The organism is Pseudoalteromonas sp. Z1A8 (assembly GCF_011378855.1).
Taxonomy (GTDB): domain Bacteria; phylum Pseudomonadota; class Gammaproteobacteria; order Enterobacterales; family Alteromonadaceae; genus Pseudoalteromonas.
Map to the genome: position 1 here is coordinate 38772 of NZ_WTLB01000010.1, position 19803 is coordinate 58574.

Genomic DNA, 19803 nt, shown 5'->3' on the forward strand with positions numbered 1-19803 from the left:
TATATGAATAATAAAATAGCAAACTTCAAAGAAGAGTTCAGCGCCAAAATCCCAGCATTAACTTTGTTGACCAACTTGGGTTACACCTACATTCCACCAAGTGAATGCGAGGCGTTACGCGGTAATACGTTAGCAAGCCACAGAAAAAGCACCCATCAGGTGGTACTGTTACCTGTAATGCGTGCCTTTTTAGCCAAACAGACATTTTCGTTTGCAGGTAAGCAGCATACGCTCTCAGAAGCGGCCATTGATAAGGTAATGCATGAGCTGAACCCTGCGATGAACCTTGGGCTAAAAGCCGCTAACGAAAAAATTTATGATGCGCTAATGTATGGCGTGAGTGTGACTGAATTTATTGATGGTAAAAAAGCATCTCCCACTATTAAGCTGATTGATTGGCATAATATTGATAACAATGCGTTTCATTGTACCGAGGAATTTGTAGTACAAAATGCCGAGGGTACGGGCAACCGTAGACCTGATATTGTGTGTTTTGTAAATGGTTTGCCATTAGTGGTGATTGAGGCAAAACGCCCCGATTCGAACAAAGAAGGTAAATCGACCAATGCTGAGGCAATTTCTCAGCATATTCGTAACCAAAAGCAAGATGAAATACCGCATTTATATGCATACACCCAGTTACTGTTAGCCATAAACGGGCATGAGGGCTTGTATGCAACGTGCGGCACAAAAGATAAGTTTTGGGCTAAATGGAAAGAAGAGCAAATACCTGAAGCGGAATTTGTTAGGCTTAAAAATCACACGCTGCATGATGAGCAATTAAATGCGCTCTTTAATCATCGTCCTGCAGGAGATAAAGATGATTACCTTTCACTTGTTGCTGCGGGTGAGTTGACGGTAACCGACCAAGACAGGCTGATTGTAAGTTTGCTGCGCCCTGAGCGCTTATTGGATATGACCCGACTGTTTACGCTATTTGATAAAGAAAAGGGCAAAATTGTTGCGCGTTATCAGCAGGTGTTTGGTATTAAGGCGCTAATAGAGCGTATTAATACGTTTGATGACTCGGGTTCGCGTGAAGGCGGCGTTATATGGCATACCACAGGCAGTGGTAAGTCGTTTACGATGGTATTTTTATCAAAAGCACTTATTTGGCTTGAAGAGCTTACGCAGTGCCGCGTAATTATTGTGACTGACCGCGTGGATTTAGAAGACCAGCTAAGCCGTACGTTTGCCTCCGGTGGTGTACTCACCGACCGTGATAAAAAAGATGCAATGGCAACAACAGGAAAACGTTTGGCAGAGCAAATTGGTCAAAGTAACGAGCGCGTTATTTTTTCGATTATTAATAAGTTTGGCTCAGCTATAAAACATAAAAACTGCTACAACGACAGCCCGAATATAATTGTGTTAGTGGATGAAGGCCACCGCAGTCAAAATGGTGAAAATAATATTCGTATGCAACAAACGCTACCTAAAGCGGCTTTTATTGCTTTTACAGGTACGCCGCTATTAAAAGACGATAAGACCGAAAATAAATTCGGTAAAATTATTCACTCTTACACGATGCAACAAGCGGTTGAAGATAAAACAGTGACTCCACTGCTGTATGAAGAACGTATTCCTGAGCTAAACGTTAACGACAAAGCCATTGATGCATGGTTTGAACGCAGCACCAGTAAGCTAAGCGACAAACAAAAAACCGATTTAAAAAGAAAGTTTTCGCAAAAAGGTCAAATTTATCAAACTGCCGATCGCATTATGTTGATTGCCTATGATATTGCCGACCATTTTCAAAACTTTAAGCACCAAGGTTTGAAAGGCCAACTAGCCTGTGACTCTAAGGCCTCTGCAATACGCTACAAAGAGGCACTAGATAAAATTGGCACCATTACGTCGGTCGTTGCGATGTCAGCTCCTGACACACGCGAGGGGCACGAGGCGGTTGATCAAGAAAGCAAAGACATTGTGCAAAACTGGTGGAAGGCCAATGTTGATAAAATGGATGAAAAAGCCTACACCAAAGCCATTATAAAAGACTTTGGCAGAGATGATGGCCCTGACATTATGATAGTGGTGGATAAGCTGCTAACGGGCTTTGACGAGCCAAAGAACACCGTGCTGTATATCGATAAGCCTCTTAAAGAGCACAACCTGATTCAAGCGATTGCTCGTGTTAACCGGTTGCATAGCAAAAAGCAGTTTGGTTACCTGATTGACTACCGAGGCATATTAAAAGAGCTTGATACCACCATTGAAAAGTACCAAGACCTTGCTGAACGCACTCAAGGCGGTTTTGATATCGACGACCTGAAAGGTTTGTATAACCGAATGGATACGGAATATAAAAAACTGCCGGGGTTACACTGTGATTTGTGGGCGATATTTGACGGGGTTAAAAACAAACTCCAGCCCGCATCATTGAGTCAGGCACTAGCACCCAAAATACAAGAAATTAACGGCAGCCTTATTGATACTAATTTGAAAAAACGTGAAGACTTTTATGATGCATTAAAAGCGTTCTCAAGCTGTATAAAAGTTGCACTGCAATCGGCTACCTACTTTGAAGATAAGTCGTTTGACAACAAGCGCGACCTATACAAACGTGATCTAAAGGCTTTTGTGAGTTTGCGTAAAATGGTAATGGAATTGGCAGACGAAACAATTAATTATGATGAATACGCTGAAGATATCCGTAGCTTACTCGATAAACACATAGCGGGTATTGAAGTAAAAGAGCCTGATGGCGCGTATTTAGTTGGTAACTTGGGCAAAGACGTCAAGCCGCTGGATATGAGTGATGACGAAGCGCGTAACCAAACAGATAAAATCACTGGCCGTATCACTAAGATGATTGAGCAAGACTTAGCTGATGACCCTTATGCACAGGAATATTTTTCTAAGATGCTTAAAAAGGCCATTGAAGATGCAAGAGCCATGTTTGATGCCCCTGTTAAGCAATACATTCTTTTTGCTGATTTTGAGCAAGAAGTAAAAGACCGCAAAATCGCTGATGCCCCCAATGACTTTATGAATGACTCAGGCAAGTTAAACAAACATGCCCAAGCCTATTTTGGTTTGTTTAAGCACCTATTTGATGCTGAGCTTTTAACTGAAAAGGCACTGGATAACGAGAAGCTAGTAGCACTTGCTTTTAATATTGACGCCGTCGTGAATGATGCGGTTGCTGAGTATTCCATTAACCCTGCGGAAATTGAAAACGCTATTCACATGAAGTTATTACCCATACTGTTTACCGAGCTTGGCCTTGATAACGCACAAAAGCTGATTGAAGAAGTGTTAAAGAAGACCCGTTTAGGTATATCACGAGGTGACGTTTAGTGAGCAAGCACTCTGTTGCCGCTGCTATTCATTCTGAAAAAAGCAGCGCAACAACCAACGAACACGGTGTTTTTACTTATGGTAACGACACCATTCGCTATGACGTTATTCGTAAAACAAAGCCTAGTGATACCGCTAAAAAAGTAGCTCGTAAAATCATTATAAAAGTTCACCCTGATCAACGTGTTGTGGCAAGCGTGCCCCATGATACAAGCGAAGATACTATTCGAGAAGCCATATACAAGCGTGCAAGGTGGATATGGCAAAGTATTAATGACTTTGCAAAGCAAAAAGACACGGTATTACATAAGCATTATGTGAGTGGCGAAACCCAATTTTATTTAGGTAAGCGCTATGTACTCAAGGTCATTGTTGATGCTGAGCAAGTGTCCAGTGTGAAGCTCAGCCGAGGTAAATTAAACGTCACAATCAAGCATGAAGTGAGTAAAGATCTTGCCCCTGATAGTCAAAATAGCCGCGTTGCGAAAATTAAACCGCTAATCGACAAATGGTATCAGCATAAGGCAAAAGCCATTTTTCATGAGCGCCTTGCCGAACTGCTGCCTAAAACTACGTGGGTAGTAGGCATTCCCTCTTTTCGTGTAATACCAATGAAAAAGCAATGGGGTAGCTGTTCAACTAAAGGTAACTTAATGCTCAACCCGCACCTAGTTAAAGCACCGAAAGAGTGTATTGATTACGTGATATTACATGAGCTTTGCCATATAGCTGAGCACAACCACAGCGAGCGATTCTGGCGCTTATTAACCCAAGTTATGCCCAACTGGAAAGAAGTAAAAGCTAAATTGGATGACATGGCGGAGATGTATTTGAATGAATAATAGTTTTTTTAAATCCAAGATTCCTTAAAGGCCACATAAGAGAGTTATACTGTTATAACTCCGATAGCTGTGATTTAAAATACGCGCAAACAAACTTATTGAGGTTGTAAGAGAATTTAACTAATTTTCAGTGAATAACTCATTAACTGATACTTCAAGGATTTGTGCAAAGCGTTTAACTTCTATATCGGTAACTCTTCTTACATTAGATTCTATTTTTGCTAACGTGCTTCGAGTTATTTCCCATTGCTCTACCTGACATCTAGCGACTAAAACTTCTTGTGTCCACGGCTTATCTTCTCTAATTCGCTTTATATTCTTTCCAATAATATTCATAACATCATTTGCTCCGAATGCGGAGCTTGATTGTCACAAAAAAAGCGCATAAAATTGCTCCGAATACGGAACAATTAAATTAATTTAGAGGTTATCTTGAAAATAGATCTTAGTGTTGCACAAATAATTAAGGCACCAAATTTTGATAACTTTACTACCAGCGAGGTCCGGTCATCTTACATTACCCTAAAAAATGACCCTCATTTAGACCCTATAGTTATTAGGAAAAAATTGTATGCTGAACTTTTAAAACTAGTTAAAAATGGCTGGTTAATTAAGAAAAACACAAATAAAAAAAGCACAACACGCTTTAGTAAAACAAAATTATTTGATGCTGAATATCTTAATTCTTTACAGGTTATGCAACCAATTAAAACCAGCTTCGAAGAAGCGCATAAGAACTTAATTACAAAACTAAACCACTATAAATCGGAATTGCTTTTGAATATTGGTGAATCAGAAGCTTATAGGGAGCTTTATTCAGAGCATCCAGAATTAGTTGAAGAGATACAACCTCTTTTTAACAAAGCGAAAGATAATAATACCAGAATACTAGGGAAGATAAGGGCTATTGAAGGGTTACTTGAGCATGATAAATCTGTAGATAAACTATGAAATTAAGACAATGGCAAGCAGAGTGTATTGAGATAGCGCTAACGAATTATAATACCAGAAACATATCTCACTTTTTAGCCTTAGCAACTCCAGGAGCAGGTAAAACAATGATGGCTTCGGAGTTAGCAAATCAATTACTGAATAATAAACTTGTTGATTTAGTTATATGCTTTTCTCCTTCATCTTTGGTTGCTAAGGACTTTGGTGAAAGCTTACAAAGAGTTACACAGATGCAATTCGATGGGAAAATGGGGGCTAAGGGCAACTCTATAACCTATCAAAGCTTGCAATATCTTGATGAGTCATTTTGGCAATTGTTCAATCGATTCAGGGTGTTTGTTATTTTCGATGAAATTCATCACTGTGCAGGTTCTAACCTTGATAATGCAAATGCTTGGGGACAACAGATAATATTAAATATTCAAAATAAGGCAAAATATACTCTCGCATTAACAGGAACTCCTTGGCGCTCAGATGAAGCTCCTATTGTTCTTTCTAACTATTTGCAGCCTACTAACAAAATATCATGCGATTATATATACGGACTTTCTGATGCCCTTAGAGATAATGTTTGCCGGATACCGCAAATTATCGCTGTAGATAACAGCAATATCTCAGTGGTGAATGGTGAGGAAACTAAAGTATTTAATAGCTTGAAGAGTTTGCTTAATCAATCAACGGCTCCTTATCAAGGCATAATCGAGAACGAAAAGATTATCAAATACATTATTTCATCTGCTCATAAAAAATTAAAAAGTATACGAACTTTTAATCCTGATGCTGCGGGATTGATTGTGGCTTCATCTGTTGAACATGCTACAAAAATAGCTGCGTTAATGAAGGCATATCTTAATGAAAAAAGCACAGTAGTGACTTATAGAGAAAATGACCCTACTGCTGCTATTCAACAATTTAGGCATTCGACCAATAAATGGATTATTTCAGTTGGGATGATCAGTGAAGGGACAAATATTCCTCGGCTACAGGTTTGTTGCCATTTAACTAATATCAAAACAGAAATGCACTTTAGGCAAATTTTAGGGCGCATATTGAGAATAACAGGCTCTGTAAACCAAGAGGCTATTATGTATATGCCTGCTGAGCCTAAGCTTTTGGAGTATGCTTATCGTGTCAAAGAGGACGTACCTTTTGAAGCTGATGTGGTCAAGCTTGATACCGTTGGCGCAGATACTAATAACGACGTTAATGGTGAAGTAATAACTATAATATCAAACGATAACAGCCTACCCCCCTCAACAGGGGTAGTTGAAGTTGAAGAGTTTGTCTCTGCACATTCAGGCAATGGACATCAACAGCCGAATATACTACCTGATGAAAATCTTCTGACAAAATCTTATGAGCAAATGATAAATGTATTTGGTCGCTTCAAACAAGAAGCCATAGCGCTAGGGTTAAGTGACCTAAAATAGTCACGATAGCCCTATAAGGATAATGTAGGAGAGAAGGAATTTTCAGTCCTGTTAAAATAGACAATCTCATACTGTCATTTTTGAATGGCACTTAAAATGATCGAATATGAGTGCAATCACTATTCATTGAATCCTTAGTACGTATGCAACTAATTTCGCTCTCGATACCACCGCCATCCAAAAACCACAGTTAAAAAGGCACCAATAATCATTAAAGCTCCACACAAAATGCGAATGATCTTGAAACGATTACTCTTATAAATGAACTCTTTTGTTTCAATAATAGAATGTTGCAAGTCTTTTATGTATTCTTTTCGCTCTTCTATCATTTTGGTAATAAGCTTACTCAACTGCTTATTTGCGCTCAACTCTGACTCTTTCATTGTGTGCATTTCGCTTTGAGTAAGCGAACTTAAACTATCTAAGCAGGATAACCTCCATCGAGAAAAGTTATCTGAAGCTCGCCCAAAAGATACTTCATCTTGTGCTGATTTTAGGTCATTGATTGATTCTACCGAATATTTACATGAATTAGGGAAGTGAATTATTTTAAGGTCGGAGATAGCCTCATCATAAGCCTCATGGGTATTACTCAGTGACTCAGCCTGTGATAAAAGATCTTCTTTTTTATGCGATATCTTAATTTTGAGAATTGCAAGCTCTTCATGTTGAGTGTAAACAAAAGAACTTGCTCCTATCATCATAAATAAGCCAAGGTAAAACATAGCTGAATTAAAACGTTCTGTTATTGGTAATAAACTCATATTGCGCTTAAGTTAAAATTTGATTTTCATGTAGTCTATATTAAAAATATATTATTTGTTCACAGGCTTCTTTAAACACTTTGCTCAAGCTCTACGTATATTTATTCAGCAACCGCTTACAAAAAAGGAGTACTTAAAACTCAGTATTAATCTTTCGTTGGATTCAAAAAATAGGTAACACTTTAAGCTGCTAAACTTAGGTGGCATTCGTATGATAAATTTGAAGATGACATTATATAGAACTCGCCCCCGCCTTTACCTTCAGAGGCGGCAAATTTACCTAAAAAGTATTCGTAAACACGGCCAACTAAGTCTTCTTCTGTTTTTTCGTTTTGGTTGGCGATGGTGTCGATATTATTAATAGTATCGATAAGCGCTGAGAGCTTACTGGCATCAAGCCCTAAGCGTGAAAAGTAGTTATCGGGCAATGCGCCCGCGAGTGATTTATTGTTTTTTTCAACGCCGTGCAGGGCGGTATCTATTTTTACGGCAATATCGCCTTGCTTAGCGTTGGTTTGAATGTGTGACCAACGGGCGTCTTCTGGTAGATAAAACACGTTATCCATTGCGTAAAAGTCGACCATGTCGATGTATTCATCACCGTATTCGCTGACAATGGCTTTTTTACGCCCTTCAAACTTATCACTAATAAATTTAAGAAAGATTAAGCTTAAAACAATGTGCTTATATTCTGCTGATTCAACACTGCCGCGCAGTTTATTGGCGGCATCCCAAAGGGATTCTTCAAACCCGACTTGTGTTTTTTTTGCAGCTTTTTTAGGTGCAGGCTTTTTTGATGCAGCGTCCATGTGGTCTCTCTTAGGCAAGAATATCAATATAAATTATTGGCTTATCATACCGCAAAGGTCGTGGTTTTTTGAGTGTTAATTAGTAATAAATTGGTATTAAAAATATGCTTTGTACAAGTAAAGAGAAACTTCGGCTTTAGCAATAAAATTTCCCGTATACCATTTAATTTGTTGGCTGTAGTGGCTTAGCAAATTTGACGAACAACCTGAGTTTCACCCCATTACTAATTTTTAAGTGCTACAAAACGGGGTTGCAAAAGCCTATTTAATAACACTTGATTTTGCCACTGTGAGCTCTTCTACTAATTTTATAAATTCGGGTCTCTCAATAAGATTTTTCTGTAATTCGCTAAACACCTCAAGCACGACATTTATCTGTTCTTGGTGAGTATTGGTACTCTCAAACAGAGGAAGCATTGGCTTTAAAATAATAATTGGGTGCCATTTATTATGTTTTGCGTTTGCCTCTACAGCCGTATCTATGTAATCCCAATCATTAACAAACGATTTAAGCCCCTCTTTAAATTTTTTATAATTCTCTGAATGTTTAATCGTTTCTTGGCCTGTTCGATTAAAGTCAAAAACTAAACATAATTTTAATTCATTGTTTGTAAAGTTTTTAACCCCGTGATCCGCACCATCGAGTAACACGCCACAAAATATCCCTGGAAGCCATTGCCTGCCTTTATCTTTAATCGTAGGGCAAATAAACAAGCTAAAAAATAGATTAAATAAAACAATACTTAACTTATTGGGTATAACCTATGGTAGTTAAAGTGACCAATAAGTCACTTTAAGGCCTTAAATGCAGCTTAATGATCCCTAAAAGGCATTTATTCTGAGGAACGAAAAAACGCTAATGTGCGTTTTAATTTTTTAAGCTTTTAATTTGATTTACATTCTATTGTATAGGGATCCTAGATGAGCTTAGCCGGTATCGACTTTGCTTGGCATTAACACATCTCAAACGCTTACTCGCAACAAAATAGACATTATAGTATCCATTAATCTTATTTTAAATCCATTTTAGATACAGCTGTGTCTCTTTTTCTTGGGGGTTACATTATTAATTACCTACTATTAAGCGAAGGTGATGTGCAGCTAGCTTTTGCAGAGCATCTAAAAGAACGTCGCAAAAAAGCAAAAATGTCACGCGAAGCGTTAACTAAAAAAAGTACGGTACCTGCTTCTACAATAAAAACCTCGGCCTTCTCTACTCTCAATCTCTAATGAAATTTTAAAGCGCCGCTGTTAATATTGTCTACCTCCTAAACAATAAAGTAGTTCCGATGGCAGCTAGTTACTCTCTCGATGATTTACGTTACTTTTGCACCATAGTAAAACTAGGTAGCTTTAAAAAAGCATCAGCAGACCTTGGTATGTCACTATCAACTTTAAGCCGTAGAATACGCTTATTAGAGCAAGTTCTTCAATTAACGCTACTAAATCGAGATGCCCATCGGGTAACACTTACGCATACTGGCGAGTTATATTACGACCGCTATCGCAAGTTATTTGACGAAGTAGAGTGTATTGAGCAAGCACTTTGTGATGAGAAAGATCAACCTAAAGGGAAAATTAGGATCTCTGCCCCCATTTACATGGGCAAACATTTTTTAAGTGCTATTTTTTGTAATTTTTTACTGCAATATCCCGATATTCAATTAGATTTACGCTTTTCAAATAACCTTATTGATATTGAAAAAGAAGGGATTGATATAGCGTTTAGAGTAAGAAACCCTGCCATTGATAATTGGGTTATTAGGGAGCTAAAGCTTACTCATAATGTGTTGTGTGCTCACCCACACCATGATTGTCAATCTATCACTCATCCTAAACAATTAGAGCAGCACCCAAAAGTTACTTGCGTTGGGTTAGTTCCGTGGCAGTTAAAAAATCAGCAAACGAGTGAGGAATACAGCTTTAATCCAAACACGCATGTTCGATTAGAAGTTGATGAAATTCAAATGATGAAACAAGCCGTTGAGTCTGGCGTAGGTATTAGTTACATTCCTGATTATATAGCATTGCCTCTTATTGAAGCCGGAAAGCTTAAACGTATTCTTCCTGACTGGCAAAGCGAAGGGCAGCCTTTTTCTATGCTTTATCGCGACAGAAAACAAATCCCTTATCGTGTGCGATTACTTATAGAGCATACGCTGCAACACTTTTCTAAAGTGTAGCAGCGTATGCCTTTAGCACTTAAACGGAATTATTTTCAACAACAAAACTTTAAGTTAGCTAAACTTTAAAAACTAAGCCTTAGTACAATTACACCTAAAAATGCAGTTGTTAATCCTATAACTTCTTGGCGTGTAAAAGACTCTTTTAGAACGATGCGCGAATACAATAAAATAATTAAAATATTCATTCCTGAAATTGCCGAAACTAGCCCTGTATTACCGATTGCAAAAGCCGATATTATAGCAACCATGCCAGCCACATTAGTTAAACCAATAAGTAACCCGCACGAAAATGTTTTACTCGCAGACCAATATGCTTGAGAAGTACCTTGCTCTACTAACATCTTTTTGCGTTTTACTAACCAACTAACAGCAAAAAGGAAGCTACCAAACCCAAACATAGACGTTAAAGTTGCAAACGTATCAGCTTCAAGGAGCGTTGATTGCTTGCCCATTAAATCATTAAATGCAAAGGATAGTGCAGCCAGTAACCCCCATTGCGCGCCTTGTAAGTTACTCAATGAGATATCGCTGGAGTAGCGAATAATATAAAGGCCGCCAAAAATAATAAAAAAGCCAATTAATTGAATCGTTGTTAAGGTTTCATGCCATAGTAAAAAGGCAAATAAAAGCACAAATAAAGGCGTTAACCCCGATAGAATACTAATTAAAGATGCTTTCCCAACCGAAAACCCTTTGTGCAAAAACCCATTGGCCGCAAAAGATCCAAAACCTAAAGCAAGTCCAACCGTAATATCTGCCCAGCCGTACCATGTGTGCTCAAAAACCACAGTACCTAGCGCACTAATTATAAACCCCACAAAAAAAACACCGAACAATAATAGATTACGGTTAATTTTTTTCTGCGACGTCCATTGATACATTATTCCTCGTGCACCAAAAAAAACAGTGGCGAGTAATGCAAAAATTATCCACATATAAATGAGACCCTTTATAATTTACTTTGTTGAACCCGAATAAGAAGTGATTATTTAACATTGTTCAATGCAATGACTATTACATAAAGGTTAAGTGATAGAGAACGTGGCCACTATAAAACTGTTACCCAACACCTAATTTCACTCTATAAAATAAACAGCTTAAGCTTCACATAATCACACTTTAATAAACAACAGCACCAGTATATTTAATCTATAAATATTATAAACAGGCATAAATGACACTATAGATACCATAAATAGCACTTAATCATTTAGTCGTTTAGTCGTTTAGTCGTTTAGCTTCAATTCATAGTGAGAAATTAACACGCAGGCATTACAACATTTTAGTGAGAAAAAACGAGTTTATAAAAGCATAAAAGATAGCTATTAAACTATTATTTTACCGTCAAAATGTTTTTTAACCTAAAACTCAATTGACTTTATTTTTTAACTCAATATGATTGATTTAAACAAAGAGGATAATATGCTTACTTTAATCACATACCTGCTAAAAACAAATACCATCTTCGGAATTTAAGCCGAGTGTAACCCTTACACTCGGCAGTTACACTGTACCTTTATATATTTAAATTCGATTTAGTTTTTGTGGGGATTAGTCCGTGCTTTCTTTTCTGTTCGAGCGTAAAAAACCTTTCCTGTCTAAAAATGACTTCTCAGATGCAGCGGTACTAGTACAGCCGTTAAAGCTTGCGTATTTGCTACAAGAAGTCGAGTATTCACAGCGGCCTTGGTCAAAATTCAATCCGCATGTACAAATTAATAGCACGGTGGTTATTAAAAATATAACCACCGGTTTTAAACGCCGTATAACTTTAGTGCCTCCAAGCCAACGAAGGCACTTTATTAGTGACGTATCATTTCACTCTCCTCTTGGGGTCGCTCTTTTAGGGCATAAAATAAATCATATTATTGAATATAAAGAAGCTGGGGAATCCTATCTTTGGGAAATAATAGCCATAAATATTAAGGAGGAAATATAGAGTAAATCATTTCAATTTTTATTTATTAATTTTATATATTTAATTGGAGTTATTTGTAATGAGTAAAGAAAAACCTAAAAAACATGCAAGCAAAACATTAAAACAAAAACGTAAAGAGCGAAGAGATAAGCTAAAGCAGCTTGAAAAGTAATTAATATTATTTTAAATAAAGTCGCAAACTCGGGTTTTTTATAATCCCGAGTTTTTTTAAAAAACTATATTAAGCTGTAGCTAAACAGCTTGTTTAAATGGATTACGGGTATCTTGGTGATCCTCAAGGTTACGCATTAAAATAGCGTGTTCTAAGTTAATGGCATCATCTAAGGGGATTTTTACAATGTGACCAGAGCCTTTAGCATCGTTAATACTTTCACCCTTTTTGTTTTCCATATATTCAAGCTTAAAAGTAATATTACCTTGCGGTGTCATGAGTTCGAGTGAATGCCCTGTGCAAAATTTATTTTTAACGTCTATTTTAACTAAACCATTTTCGCAGCGCCCAAGTACTTCTCCCACAAATTGCTGCTTAGTTGATACCGAATGACCGTATTCATAGTTTTGATAATCTTGATGAGCATGTCGTTTTAAAAAGCCTCCGGTGTAACCACGATGTGCTAAATTCTCAAGTGTTTTAAATAAGTTAGTATCAAATGGTTTACCCGCCACAGCATCGTCTATTGCTTTGCGATATACCTGCGCGGTGCGTGCCACATAATAAAATGACTTAGTACGCCCTTCTATTTTTAAACTATGTACACCCATTTTTGTTAACTGCTCTACGTATTGCACAGCGCGTAGATCTTTTGAATTCATAATATACGTGCCATGTTCATCCTCAAACGCAGGCATATACTCGCCAGGGCGGCCTTGTTCCTCAAGCATAAATACTTCGCTACTTGGCGCGCCTTCACCTAGTGTAGGAATAACCTGTTTGGGGTCAATTTTATGCACCATTTCGCCGGTTTCGTTTTCAACCCCTGGTTTTACATCGTAATCCCAGCGACATGCGTTAGTACACGTACCTTGATTTGGATCGCGTTTGTTAATATAGCCCGAAAGTAAACAACGCCCTGAATACGCCATACAAAGCGCACCATGTACAAACACTTCAAGTTCGGTGTTTGGGCAGAGTGTCCGTATTTCAGTTATTTCTTCGAGCGATAGCTCCCTTGACAAAATAACGCGTTCAATCCCCTGCTTTGCCCAAAATTGCACACTCGCATAATTTACCGCATTTGCCTGTACGGACAAGTGAATAGGCATAGCAGGCCATTTTTCACGAACAAGCATGATTAAACCAGGGTCTGACATAATTAGCGCATCAGGTTTCATTGCAATAACAGGCTCTATATCACGTAAGTACGATTTAACTTTCGCGTTATGCGGCGCAATATTTGATACCACATAAAACTTTTTATTTTGCGCATGCGCTTCATCAATACCTATTTGCAGAGTGTCTAGGTCAAATTCATTATTACGCACACGCAAACTATAGCGAGGTTGCCCTGCATAAACCGCATCTGCGCCATAAGCAAAGGCGTAGCGCATGTTTTTTAAACTGCCTGCAGGGCATAGTAATTCAGGAATAAAAGGCGTTGAAGAGATAGCTGGTAACATGTGCGCTCCATACAGCGAACTGGGTTTAAGCCAGTTGTATGATTAATTAATTTATAAGCGCGGCAGTATAAGTACGATTAGCAATTTGCTTTTGATCGAGATCACAAAACTGCAATCAAACTGGTTTTTAATAAAATTAGGATTTTTCACTTAAAACGCGTATAATTCGCGCCCGTTAATATTCACACTTTTACTTAAAATTATTGGAGCATAAAGATGGCTTTAGAACGTACTTTTTCAATCGTAAAACCTGATGCAGTAGCTAAAAACCACATTGGCGCTATCTACAACCGTTTCGAGTCTGCTGGCCTTAAAATCGTTGCAGCTAAAATGGTTCACCTTTCACAAGAGAAAGCTGAAGGTTTCTACGCAGAACATAGCGAACGTCCTTTCTTCGGTGCTTTAGTATCTTTCATGACATCTGGTCCAGTAATGGTTACAGTTCTTGAAGGCGAAAACGCTGTTCTTAAAAACCGTGAAATCATGGGTGCTACTAACCCTGCAGAAGCACTAGCTGGCACTTTACGTGCAGACTACGCTGATAGCATCGACGAAAATGCTGTTCACGGTTCTGACGCTGTTGAATCTGCTGCTCGCGAAATCGCGTACTTCTTCGCTGACGAAGAGCTTTGTTCACGTACTCGTTAATTCGAACTCGTTAACAAAATGAAAAGGGCTTTCGGGCCCTTTTTTAGTCATTACGTAAAGTATTTGTCAGTGTATTTTTTGATGTTTTACTTAATGATTAAACTGAGTGAATTGTGTACAATTCGTCCTCGTAAATTTTTATCTCCACCGTCACCGATTGAGGTTGTTTCATGACCGAGCAAAAAAAGATTAACTTATTAGATTTAAACCGAGAAGCAATGCGCGAGTTATTTGCATCGTTCGGTGAAAAGCCGTTTCGTAGTGACCAGGTGATGAAATGGATTTATCATTTTGGCGTAGACAACTTCGACGATATGAGCAATGTAAACAAAAAGCTTAAAGAAAAACTTAAAGCTGAGTGCGAAATTGTTGCGCCAGAAATCACCGTTCGCCAACAAGCAAGCGACGGTACTATTAAGTACGCGCTTATTCTTGAAGGCGGCCAAGAAGTAGAAGCTGTTTGGATCCCTGAAAAAGAGCGCGCTACTTTATGTGTATCATCACAAGTAGGTTGTGCGCTTGAATGTACTTTTTGTTCTACTGCGCAACAAGGCTTTAACCGTAACTTAAAAGTATCTGAAATTATTGGCCAAGTTTGGCGTGTAGCTAAAGATATTGGCCTTGATGGTCATAGCGAAAAGCGCCCAGTAACTAACGTTGTAATGATGGGTATGGGCGAGCCTTTACTTAATCTTAAAAACGTAGTGCCAGCAATGGAACTAATGATGGACGATTGGGGCTTTGGTTTATCTAAGCGCCGCGTAACATTAAGTACTTCAGGGGTTGTGCCTGCTCTTGATTTATTAAAAGAGAAAATTGACGTAGCACTGGCTATATCACTTCACGCACCAGATAACGCCCTGCGTGATATTTTAGTACCGGTTAATAAAAAGTACCCTATTGAAGAGTTTTTGGCCTCGTGTCGTCGTTATATCGACGGTTCAAAAGCAAATAAAGATGTAACAGTTGAATACGTTATGCTTAATGGTATTAACGACAGCACCGATCAGGCGCATGCATTAGTGCAAACGTTAAAAGGCACACCTTGTAAGGTAAACCTTATTCCGTTTAACCCGTTCCCGGGTAACGAGTACACTCGCTCAAGCAATAGCCGTATCGACCGTTTTTCAAAAGTATTACAAGCAGCAGGTGTTACCTGTATTGTGCGCCGTACTCGCGGTGACGACATTGACGCCGCTTGCGGACAGTTAGTTGGTGACGTAGTTGACCGTACTAAACGTTTAGCTAAAAAGAAAATGCGTGACGATAACGCAATTAGCGTTAATATCCACCAAGCATAATCTGTAACGGCTCTATGTAAATAAGTCATATAGAGCCGTTAAGTTGTTTATTTTTAAATAAATGATGCAAGAGTAAGGGTTTTAGGTAAGATAGGCGCCATGGACTAAAAATAAAGAGATAAGGTAATGCGATCTATACTTGCTATAACACTATCAACACTTGCCCTAAGTGGCTGTGTTAGCGAAAGTAGTTATAACGGCAGTAATAAACCCGTCGTCGAAAATAAAATTAATAATACTGGCGCAGCACGCACACGAATTGCTTTAGCCCTACAGTATTTAAAAACGGGTAATAACTCTCAAGCCAAATACAATTTAGAACGTGCAGCCGCATTTGCTCCTGACCTACCTGAAGTACATTACTCTCTTGCTTATTACTATCAACAAGTAGGCGAAAACCCGCGAGCTGATAAAGCCTACCAAAAAGCACTTGAAATCAAACCAGACGATCCTAATACCCTTAATAACTACGGTGTGTTTTTATGTGGTATAGATGAATACGATCGTGCTACTGATCAGTTTTTAAAAGCCATTGAAGTACCTACTTATATTCGCGTTGCCGAAAGCTATGAGAACTTAGCCTTATGTGCCATTGAATTTGATGACTTTGAAAATGCAGAAAGCTACTTTCAACAAGCACTTAATCACAGCTCTCAGCGTACATCTACATTAATAAGCTTAGCTGCTTTGTATTACGCTAAAAGCGACTTGTACAAAGCCAGTGAACTTTTAAAACGCTACGAAAGCACAGGTCGAGTATCTTCTCGTGCATTAATGCTTAGCTACCTTGTAAAAAACAGAATGGGCAGAATAGAAGAGGCTGAAAAAATCTCCAGCACTATTTTACAAACTTATTCTACAAGTGACGAAGCCTATGCACTAAAAGAGAAAAGAACACGTTTTAATGAGTTTGAAATACTGCGAGAAAAATACCGCAAAGCGCAGTTAAAAGAACTAAAAAATGACGAAAGCGGCGCGCACGTTAGTTCAAAACCAAAAATAAAAGTAATCAGAAAGAAACGTTCACCACAAGACGGTTCAACAAGCTTGGTAACAAACAACGAACAAAAAACAGATAAAAAGCTCGCAACAGCAAATAACCAAGATGTAAATCCGGTTATAGCAAGAAAAGAGCAAGCCGAGACGGTACAAAACACGGTCAGTAAGCAAGCCGACGAAGCAACCGTAATAGCAAAACAAGTAACAACCCAAAAAGAAGAAGCTCCTAAAGTCGTCGCACCAAGCAACCCTACCGATACAACGGCTGTTATGCTTGCACTTACTACTGAGCACGACTCTGCAGATTCCGTAGTAGCTGCACCTAAAAAAGCTAAGTCCGTTTACGAACCTCAAAAAGAAGTTATAGCAACAAAACAACCAGCTAAAGCCGATGACGAAGTTACAATAATTTCGTTTGGCGCACCTAAAACAGGCCAGTTTAATTCGCAGCAAACTAGTAACTATAGTAATTCAGTTCCTGCAGTTACCGCTCAAAAAAATAGTAGTGACGTGGTATTCTACGAAGCGACTAAAAATACAACTGTATTTGAAAATAGCAGCTATCAAAATGATGCAGATATTGAATTTAAAAGTTACGAAGCAGTACAAAAAACAGAGCTCCCAATGCTTAACCCTAAAGTATCGCCTTTACGCGTGCCATTTCACGTAATTGCTGTTGGCGAAAACCTATTTAGCATTTCGGTGCGATACAATGTTAAACTACAAAAGCTCCTGCAATGGAATGGTCTAAAAGAGTCGGATCGGGTAATGAATGGAAGTAAAATATACCTAAACGATCCAAATATTTATTACGAAATTAAAGCTGGTGATTCCCTTTACGATATAGCTACCCAGCGGCATGTATTAATTGATGAATTAATGCGATGGAATAAATTAAGTCCTGATATAGCACTAAAACCAGGGCACAAACTTTTACTAGTGGATCCAGACTCATACACATTATGAATGAAGAAAATACGCAAACACAGAGCGAACAGCCAACTGTAGGCCAAATATTAAAAAATCATAGAGAGCAAGCGAACGTTAGCATAGCGACTATTGCTGCACCGTTAAAGCTGTCTGAACTTCAAATTAAACGCCTTGAAAATGATGAATTTACATTACTAGGCCCTATTACTTTTGTTAAAGGCTATATAAAAAACTATTGCCGTGAATTAAAAGTAGATAGCGCACCTATATTAGCAATGATGCCAGCCCCACCGGAGCCGGCTAAACCCGCTAATATGCAGAGTTTTTCACGCCGTACAGAAAAAGAAGCAAACGACAGCCGCTTAATGTTTTTTAGCTATTTAATTTTAGCGATTGTTATTGGCTCATCTGCTTTATGGTTTTGGCAAAACGCGACACCTATTGAAGAGCAAACGAGTAACATAAACGTTGCCAACTCAAAAATGAGCGAGCGCCAAGCCGCTCAACCCAGTATTTCAGAGCAACAGCAACAAGCCGAAATTGACGATGAATCATTATTAGAATCACAAAGCACGTCTAGTGAAACATCAACAAGCCCAGAAATAGTTAAAGAAACGGCTCCTATTGCTTCTAACAGCGCAAGTCAAGACGATGCTAGCAGTACAATTGTCATGAACTTTAATGGCGAAAGTTGGGTTGAAATTTACGACGGCGAAGGCGAAAAAATAGCATTCGGCGTTAAAAAAGCAGGCTACATTATGACCGTAAGCGGTACGCCTCCTTTTTCAGTTGTGCTTGGTAAGCATGACGCTGTAGACATTACTTTAAACGGTGAACCTGTAGATGTTTCTGCATTTCCTCAAAACCGTTTAGCCAAATTTACATTACCACTAGCAGAGTAGTCGCTATGTTTTCAGAATCTCCAATTAAACGCAGAAAATCCACCCGAATCAATGTAGGTAACGTCCCTATTGGTGATGGTGCCCCTATTGCAGTGCAATCAATGACCAACACCGACACCATGGATGTTGATGCAACTGTTGCACAAATACAGGCAATACAAGATGCAGGTGCCGACATAGTCCGTGTATCAGTACCAACAATGGATGCAGCCGAAGCGTTTAAAAGTATTAAAGAACAAGTGACTATTCCGCTAGTAGCCGATATTCACTTTGATTACCGTATAGCCTTAAAAGTGGCAAAATACGGCGTTGATTGCCTGCGTATAAACCCAGGGAATATAGGTAGTGAAGAGCGTATTAGAGCCGTAGTAGACTCAGCACGCGAGCATAACATTCCTATTCGTATTGGTGTAAATGGCGGTTCACTAGAGCGCGACTTACAAGAAAAATACGGCGAACCAACACCAGAAGCACTACTCGAATCAGCAATGCGCCATGTAGATATATTGCGCCGCCTTGATTTTGACCAATTTAAAATATCAGTAAAAGCGTCTGACGTATTTTTAGCTGTAGGAGCATATCGCTTACTCGCTAAAGAAATAGACCAACCACTACATTTAGGTATTACCGAAGCGGGCGGCATGCGCTCAGGCTCTGTTAAATCTGCAGTAGGTTTAGGTATGCTTCTTGCCGAAGGTATTGGCGATACCCTGCGTGTATCACTTGCTGCCGATCCTGTTCAAGAAATTAAAGTCGGCTTTGATATCTTAAATTCATTGCGCATTCGTTCGCGTGGAATTAACTTTATTGCCTGCCCTAGCTGCTCACGCCAAGAGTTTGATGTAGTAAGCACCATGAACCAACTTGAAGAGCGCTTAGAGGATATTATCGAACCTATGTCAGTTTCGGTAATTGGTTGCGTTGTAAATGGACCAGGTGAAGCGCTTGTGAGTGATATAGGGCTTGCCGGTGCAAATCGTCGTTCTGGTTTGTATATAAATGGCGAACGCCAAAAAGCGCGCATTGATAACAACAACATTGTTGATCAGCTTGAAGGTTATGTACGCGACTTTATTGCTAAAAGACAAAAACAAACACCGATTGACATAAAAATAGTCGAATAAATACCGTTTAAGGTGGCAAACCCCGTGGTTTGCCGTTTACCTTTATAGCTAGTGGATA

Annotated in this window: 16 protein-coding genes and 1 pseudogene; 11 read left to right on the plus strand and 6 right to left on the minus strand. The window is 38.8% G+C overall.

The window, feature by feature from the left end; translation table 11 throughout:
* Nucleotides 1-3: 3 nt before the first annotated feature.
* Entirely contained in the window at nt 4-3303 is a 3300-nt protein-coding gene (locus GQR55_RS05865) for an HsdR family type I site-specific deoxyribonuclease (RefSeq protein WP_166419832.1), read from the plus strand.
* Nucleotides 3303-4145: a SprT family zinc-dependent metalloprotease gene (locus GQR55_RS05870; RefSeq protein ID WP_346774253.1), complete on the plus strand. Its 843-nt coding sequence runs from the start codon at nt 3303-3305 to the stop codon at nt 4143-4145. Before GQR55_RS05865 ends, GQR55_RS05870 begins: the two co-directional genes overlap by 1 nt.
* 120 nt (nt 4146-4265) lie before the next feature.
* On the opposite strand, the gene GQR55_RS05875 is transcribed toward GQR55_RS05870, so the two are convergent.
* The gene (locus GQR55_RS05875) at nt 4266-4481 is read right to left on the minus strand and encodes a helix-turn-helix transcriptional regulator (RefSeq protein WP_166419833.1); all 216 of its coding nucleotides are present in this window, start codon (nt 4479-4481) and stop codon (nt 4266-4268) included.
* A 96-nt stretch (nt 4482-4577) separates the two neighbouring features.
* Between GQR55_RS05875 and GQR55_RS05880 the strand changes: the two genes are divergently transcribed.
* Nucleotides 4578-5096 (plus strand): hypothetical protein, encoded by a 519-nt coding sequence (locus GQR55_RS05880; RefSeq protein WP_166419834.1) that lies wholly within the window; start codon nt 4578-4580, stop codon nt 5094-5096.
* Complete coding sequence (locus tag GQR55_RS05885) at nt 5093-6526, plus strand: DEAD/DEAH box helicase family protein (protein WP_166419835.1); 1434 nt, start codon at nt 5093-5095, stop codon at nt 6524-6526. Before GQR55_RS05880 ends, GQR55_RS05885 begins: the two co-directional genes overlap by 4 nt.
* A gap of 149 nt (nt 6527-6675) precedes the next feature.
* On the opposite strand, the gene GQR55_RS05890 is transcribed toward GQR55_RS05885, so the two are convergent.
* The 3 genes and pseudogenes from GQR55_RS05890 to GQR55_RS05900 all read right to left on the minus strand — a co-directional run bounded on the left by GQR55_RS05890 (nt 6676) and on the right by GQR55_RS05900 (nt 8750).
* Nucleotides 6676-7290 carry a hypothetical protein gene (locus GQR55_RS05890; RefSeq protein ID WP_166419836.1) on the minus strand — a complete coding sequence of 205 codons (615 nt, stop codon included), beginning with the start codon at nt 7288-7290 and terminating at the stop codon, nt 6676-6678.
* Between the two features lie 236 nt (nt 7291-7526).
* A pseudogene (locus GQR55_RS05895) lies at nt 7527-8099 on the minus strand (type I restriction-modification system subunit M N-terminal domain-containing protein); the annotation flags it as partial.
* Nucleotides 8100-8360: 261 nt separating this feature from the next.
* Nucleotides 8361-8750 (minus strand): hypothetical protein, encoded by a 390-nt coding sequence (locus tag GQR55_RS05900; RefSeq protein WP_166419838.1) that lies wholly within the window; start codon nt 8748-8750, stop codon nt 8361-8363.
* Between the two features lie 638 nt (nt 8751-9388).
* Here GQR55_RS05900 and GQR55_RS05905 point away from each other — a divergent pair.
* Complete coding sequence (locus GQR55_RS05905; protein ID WP_166419839.1) at nt 9389-10282, plus strand: LysR family transcriptional regulator; 894 nt, start codon at nt 9389-9391, stop codon at nt 10280-10282.
* A 65-nt stretch (nt 10283-10347) separates the two neighbouring features.
* On the opposite strand, the gene GQR55_RS05910 is transcribed toward GQR55_RS05905, so the two are convergent.
* Nucleotides 10348-11220 (minus strand): EamA family transporter, encoded by an 873-nt coding sequence (locus tag GQR55_RS05910; RefSeq protein ID WP_166419840.1) that lies wholly within the window; start codon nt 11218-11220, stop codon nt 10348-10350.
* A 623-nt stretch (nt 11221-11843) separates the two neighbouring features.
* Here GQR55_RS05910 and GQR55_RS05915 point away from each other — a divergent pair.
* Nucleotides 11844-12224 (plus strand): GreA/GreB family elongation factor, encoded by a 381-nt coding sequence (locus GQR55_RS05915; RefSeq protein WP_166419841.1) that lies wholly within the window; start codon nt 11844-11846, stop codon nt 12222-12224.
* Between the two features lie 231 nt (nt 12225-12455).
* On the opposite strand, the gene yegQ is transcribed toward GQR55_RS05915, so the two are convergent.
* On the minus strand, nt 12456-13841 hold the full coding sequence (gene yegQ / locus GQR55_RS05920) for a tRNA 5-hydroxyuridine modification protein YegQ (RefSeq protein ID WP_166419842.1): 1386 nt from the start codon (nt 13839-13841) through the stop codon (nt 12456-12458).
* 216 nt (nt 13842-14057) lie between these two features.
* Between yegQ and ndk the strand changes: the two genes are divergently transcribed.
* The 5 genes from ndk to ispG all read left to right on the plus strand — a co-directional run bounded on the left by ndk (nt 14058) and on the right by ispG (nt 19745).
* Complete coding sequence (gene ndk / locus GQR55_RS05925; RefSeq protein WP_007377442.1) at nt 14058-14489, plus strand: nucleoside-diphosphate kinase; 432 nt, start codon at nt 14058-14060, stop codon at nt 14487-14489.
* Nucleotides 14490-14659: 170 nt separating this feature from the next.
* Nucleotides 14660-15790 (plus strand): bifunctional tRNA (adenosine(37)-C2)-methyltransferase TrmG/ribosomal RNA large subunit methyltransferase RlmN, encoded by a 1131-nt coding sequence (locus GQR55_RS05930; protein WP_007583420.1) that lies wholly within the window; start codon nt 14660-14662, stop codon nt 15788-15790.
* Nucleotides 15791-15916: 126 nt separating this feature from the next.
* Nucleotides 15917-17755, plus strand: a complete 1839-nt coding sequence (gene pilW / locus GQR55_RS05935) for a type IV pilus biogenesis/stability protein PilW (protein ID WP_166419843.1) — start codon at nt 15917-15919, stop codon at nt 17753-17755.
* The gene (locus GQR55_RS05940) at nt 17752-18621 is read left to right on the plus strand and encodes a RodZ domain-containing protein (RefSeq protein WP_007583424.1); all 870 of its coding nucleotides are present in this window, start codon (nt 17752-17754) and stop codon (nt 18619-18621) included. The genes pilW and GQR55_RS05940 overlap by 4 nt, the downstream gene beginning before the upstream one ends.
* A gap of 5 nt (nt 18622-18626) precedes the next feature.
* Nucleotides 18627-19745, plus strand: coding sequence for a flavodoxin-dependent (E)-4-hydroxy-3-methylbut-2-enyl-diphosphate synthase (ispG, locus tag GQR55_RS05945; protein WP_166419844.1), 1119 nt, complete (start codon nt 18627-18629; stop codon nt 19743-19745).
* Nucleotides 19746-19803: the final 58 nt, after the last annotated feature.